The 414-nt window shown below is 50.0% G+C and carries 1 protein-coding gene; it reads left to right on the top strand.

What is annotated here, in order from left to right; translation table 11 throughout:
• Positions 1–414 (top strand): DNA topoisomerase (locus B3M90_RS05285; protein WP_290782867.1); only part of this gene is annotated, 414 nt, incomplete at both ends.

Here is a 414-nt window from a genome sequence, read left to right as displayed (position 1 = left end):
GGATCGGACGAAAGGAACCGGAGTCGTCGCATCAATCGAAAAAAAACGTCAGACGGAACGTCCACCGTTTTGGTTCAGTTTGTCGCTCTTACAAACAGAAGCGAGCCGACGGTTTGGTCTCGGTGCAAAAGAGACGCTCGATATCGCGCAAAAACTCTATATCCGTGGTTGGATCAGTTATCCACGAACGGACTCTTCCTTCGTAACGAAAGAGGAGGCGGGACAGTTCCCGGTCATTCTTGATCGGTTACTGAAGCAAGCGGAATATAGTCCAATCAAGGATGTCCTGACGAAAAATCCAGCTAACGATAAACGTTACGTTAATCCGGCGAAGGTTAGCGATCACTATGCGATCATTCCAACAGAAGAAGCGGGTGCCGTCGCGAAGCTCTCCGGACGAGATGCGCAAGTCTA

Source organism: Exiguobacterium sp. UBA6309 (assembly GCF_002439205.1).
In the GTDB taxonomy this organism is placed as follows: domain Bacteria; phylum Bacillota; class Bacilli; order Exiguobacteriales; family Exiguobacteriaceae; genus Exiguobacterium_A.
Note: the sequence above shows the minus strand (reverse complement) of the source record. Positions and strands in the feature narration are given on the sequence as shown.